This window comes from Gordonibacter sp. (assembly GCF_036667095.1).
Taxonomy (GTDB): domain Bacteria; phylum Actinomycetota; class Coriobacteriia; order Coriobacteriales; family Eggerthellaceae; genus Gordonibacter.
Genome location: NZ_JAVWUP010000225.1, coordinates 1 through 3680, shown reverse-complemented (window position 1 = coordinate 3680; position 3680 = coordinate 1). Strand labels below are relative to the sequence as shown.

General features: G+C 60.1%; 3 protein-coding genes. All 3 read left to right on the top strand.

Annotated elements, in window-relative coordinates:
* Positions 1-640 (top strand): ACT domain-containing protein (locus tag RR842_RS12815; RefSeq protein ID WP_332730001.1); only part of this gene is annotated, 640 nt, incomplete at its 5' end.
* A gap of 291 nt (positions 641-931) precedes the next feature.
* Positions 932-2455 (top strand): 2-isopropylmalate synthase, encoded by a 1524-nt coding sequence (locus RR842_RS12810; RefSeq protein ID WP_332515003.1) that lies wholly within the window; start codon positions 932-934, stop codon positions 2453-2455.
* A 264-nt stretch (positions 2456-2719) separates the two neighbouring features.
* Positions 2720-3680, top strand: a 961-nt coding sequence (locus tag RR842_RS12805; protein ID WP_332729999.1) for a hypothetical protein, incomplete at its 3' end; no start/stop codon positions are given.

Below are 3680 nucleotides of genomic sequence, written 5' to 3'. Positions count from 1 at the left end.
CATGGCTCCGGTGCCGCCCGAGGTCATGGATGCGGTTGGGCCGTATGTGCCTGCCTGTCAGATGATGGGCAGCATGCTCGCGCAGATCGCCGGCACCATCCCGCAGTACCTTATGCTCACGGCTTCGGGCTCGCTTGCCAACGCCGATTCGTCCATCCTGGTGGCGGGAACGCTCAAAGGCCTGTTGTCGTACCAGAACAGGGCTACGGTCACGCCGGTGAACGCCGATTCGGTGGCTAAGCGCCACGGCATCAGGGTGGAGACTCAGGCCAAGCCCGATGCCGATGGATACGCATCTGCCGTGTCCGTCGTGGCTGACGGCACGGAAGTGGCCTGCACGTTGGGCGATGCAGCACAGGGTGCGCGCATCGTGTCGCTTCTCGGCTACAAGGTGGATATCGCGCCTGCGCGCCAGTCGCTTATCTTCGAGTATGTGGACGCTCCGGGCCGCATGGGCACCATCGGCACGATACTCGGCGAGGCGGGCATCAACATCACCACGATGCAGATCGGTGCAAAACCCGAGGAGCAGTGTGCGCTCGTCTACATGAACGTGACGGGAGACGTGGACGAGGCTGTTCTGGATCGCTTGCGCGCCGACATCTCCGAGTTGAAGAACCTCTGGTACGTGAAATTGTAGGGGCATAGTCCTCTGTGTTGGCAAGGGGACGGAGCGCCCTGCAAACCGTATAGACCGGCAATGCAGGCGAATGCCGGCAGCTCTCGAGGCTGTCGGCATTCGCTTGTTTCGGACGGTCGTGCAGCGTTGGGGGACTTTGTGGCCCTCTTCTTGGATTTCGGGCATTTTGAAGGCGAATCCCGAGTGCAGCGCTGGGTGTATTTGCTATGATTATCGAAGTATTTTTATCCCCGCCGCGCGGTACCGGGCAGGTGCGGCCAAGCGGGAGCACGCTGAGAAAGGATGCAGGATATGACGCGCAAGATCGATATTTTCGACACCACGTTGCGCGACGGCGAGCAGTCGCCGGGCGCGTCCATGAACACCGAGGAGAAACTGGTTGTCGCGCGTCAGCTGCTCCGTCTTAACGTCGATGTCATTGAGGCAGGCTTTCCTATTTCCAGCCCTGGCGATTTCGAGAGCGTGCGCCGTATCGCCGAGCTCGCGGGCGACCAGGCCGTTGTGTGCGGCCTCACGCGTGCGGTCGAGAAAGACATCGATTCGGCGGCCGAGGCGCTCAAGTATGCCAAGCGCCCTCGCATCCACACGGGCATCGGCGTGTCGCCCAGCCACTTAGCTGATAAGCTGCGCATCACGGAGGACGAGTGTGTTGAGCGCGCCGTGAAGTGCGTGAAGTACGCCAAGAAGTTCGTCGAAGACGTGCAGTTCTACGCCGAGGACGCGGGCCGCTCCGACTACAACTTCCTCGTGCGGGTAATCCAAGCTGTCGTAGACGCGGGTGCCACCGTGGTGAACATTCCCGATACGACGGGTTACTCGCTGCCCGAGGAGTTCGGCCGCCGCATCAAGTACCTTATGGAGGGCGTGAACGGTATCGAGCGCGTGAAGGTGGCCGTGCACTGCCACAACGACCTCGGCATGGCCACGGCGCTGGCCATGGAGGGCGTGAGATGCGGTGCGACGCAGATCGAGTGCACCATCAACGGCCTCGGCGAGCGCGCGGGCAACACGGCCATGGAGGAAGTGGTCATGGCCATCAAGATGCACGAATACGAGTTGGATGCCGCCACCGATATCAATACGCGCGAGTTCTGCAAGGCGAGCCGCCTCGTATCGTCAATCACCGGCATGAACGTGCAGGCCAACAAAGCTATCGTGGGAGCGAACGCGTTCGCGCACTCCTCCGGCATCCACCAGGACGGCGTGCTGAAGAAGCGCGACACCTACGAGATCATCGACCCGGCCGATGTGGGTGCCGGGCAGAGCCAGATCGTGCTCACGGCACGTTCGGGCCACGCTGCGCTCAAGCACCGCCTCGAAGAGCTGGGCTATACGTTTGAGGGTGAAGTGCTCGACCAGGTGTACGAGGCCTTCCTCAACATGGCCGACAAGAAGAAGGAAGTCTACGACGAGGATCTGGAGAGCCTTATCAACGAGCGCGAGCGCAACGAGAATGCACTCTACTCGCTGGAGTCGGTTCAGATCAGCTGCGGTTTCCCGCTCACGCCTACGGCGACGCTCACGCTGAGGGACGCCGAGGGGGCGGTGACCACGGCCTGCGAGTACGGCACGGGTCCGATCGACGCGGTGTACAAGGCCGTGAACAAGATCGTGCAGGTGGAAAACGACTTGTCCGAGTTCTCAGTGCAGTCGGTGACCCGTGGTATCGACGCCCTCGGCGAAGTGACGGTACGGGTGGCGGCGGGCGACGGCGATGTGTACACCGGCCGCGGTGCCGATGGGGATATCATCGTGTCGTCTACGAAGGCGTACTTGAACGCGCTCAACCGCCTGCTTGCTGACAAGCGGGAGTAGCAGCAGGATGTTTCTTGGTCGAGGATTCTTCTCGGAGGCAGCGGATGCGCTGTGCCTCACCGTTTGCGCGGGAGTCGGGTTTCTTTACCGTTGCGTATAGGGCAGGTATCGGATTGTCTTCAGGACCGGTCGCTGAATTTCATGTCATGACCAAGTAGGCAACGGCTCGGATAACAAGTCGAACCATCAGCTGCCCCCTTTTTTTCAGAAGCTAATCTCGTTTCCATTGTCATCGAAAGAGTGATGAGGAACGAGGTAATGCTTATGAGTAAGATAGCTGGTTCTACTTATTTGAGAACATCGTTTATGCACCGATGTATTGCGGTGTGTGCTGCGGTCGTGCTCGCTTTGTCCCCCATGAACATGGTTGCGTTTGCGGGGGACAGCGAGTCCGGCGGCACTGAGGAAGCCGGCGTGCCTCAGGGTGAGAAAGGGACTGAAGGCACCCTTGACACCGAAGGTGTGCTTGACGCAGGCAAAGACACTGCGGTACCCGACTCAGAAGAAGAAGGAGCAAGCACCGACGATGCCATAGATGAACCGTCGGGAAAGGATGTGTTTGGCAGTATCGATGCCGACAATGTGCTGCTTGCCGGCATAGCTCCGGCTCTTCCCCTTCTGGCATCCAAAGCGGAAACACGTCAAATACCTCCTCGAGCTGCTTATATTACAAAAACGGCAGCCCTAGTCGAGGGCATTACGCCGTCCGATCCGAATGCCGCTACGGGCGGCACGGTGCTTGACGAGGAGCGAGGCACTGCCGCCGCTATGGTTTCGACAGGGCTAAGCCAGATCGTCGAGTACCATATCGTCGTCAACAATGCTGGACCCTATCAGAGAAGCGGCGTGCTTGACGTTACCGACGCTGTGCCGACGGGTACCACTTACATTCCAGGTTCGGCGCAGTTCAAGTTCCGCTCGACCGCCAATCCCGCGAATGCTGTGCCGGGTTCCCTCGCAAGCTGCGTGACGGGGCAGCCGGGTGGCGGCAGCGCGCAGGTCTCGTGGAAACTCGAAAAACTTTCCGACGGCGAGGAAGCCTACTTGACCTTCCGCGTGAGCGCCCCTGCCACGGCGTTCGACGCTGGCCAGACAGGCATGTGGGACGAGAAGGCCTTCTCTAACACGGCCCAGATGGTAGATGTTGACAAGAGGCTAACGAAGACGTCTGAAACAACCTATCACCAAGTGCAGGAAGCCCGGCTGACCGTTGTGAAGCAATGGG

Bases quoted from the DNA above. Each gene is read 5' to 3' on its own strand.
- RR842_RS12810 (WP_332515003.1), top strand. From the start codon at position 932: ATGACGCGCAAGATCGATATTTTCGACACCACGTTGCGCGACGGCGAG.